The following is a 548-nucleotide window of genomic DNA, read 5'->3' on the forward strand; positions in this document are numbered from 1 at the left end:
CCAATTTCCGCGGCAATGGTGATGGCGGTTAGGCGCGCAACGCCACGCAGGGATTGAAGAAGCTGGATAACAGAAGCTTTCGCTCCCGTCGTGGCTTGCTCAAGAAGCGCATTCTCCAAACGACCTATGCGGTGCTCGACCTCCTCAAGCGCATGCAGCATCTCCGTAAACACGACTTGCATCGCCGCATGCTCGAAGGTGAGCGCAGCCAGCCATACGCGGTACTTCTTGGTCCAGCGTCACTTGATCGTGTCTGGCGGATGGATCTGATGACGTAAAAGAAATTTGAGAATTCGTTGGCGCGCGCGGTGCGCATCTTCTTTGGCCGCCTCGCGGGAACGAACGAGATCACGCAATGCTTCGTCATCGCGCGTGGGGACATGAACGGCGGTCAACTCGCCTGCGCGAAACAGACGGGCTAGCTGCTCAGCATCACGCCGATCCGTTTTGACATGGTCCCCGGGGCGTTTAGGCATGAGTGAAGGCGCAATGACGGTACAGCTGGCTCCCATCGATTCGATCCAGCGTTGCGTTTCATAGCCGGTTGG

At 57.8% G+C, this 548-nt stretch carries 1 protein-coding gene and 1 pseudogene; both read right to left on the minus strand.

Annotated features, from left to right (window positions below; all coding sequences use genetic code 11):
* Positions 1-182 (minus strand): annotated as a pseudogene (locus RB620_RS30565) (IS110 family RNA-guided transposase); the annotation flags it as partial.
* 57 nt (positions 183-239) lie between these two features.
* A partial coding sequence (locus RB620_RS30570) for an IS110 family transposase (protein WP_308100873.1) occupies positions 240-548 on the minus strand: 309 nt, incomplete at its 5' end.

This window comes from Paenibacillus sp. LHD-117 (assembly GCF_030929555.1).
Classification (GTDB): Bacteria; Bacillota; Bacilli; order Paenibacillales; family Paenibacillaceae; genus Pristimantibacillus.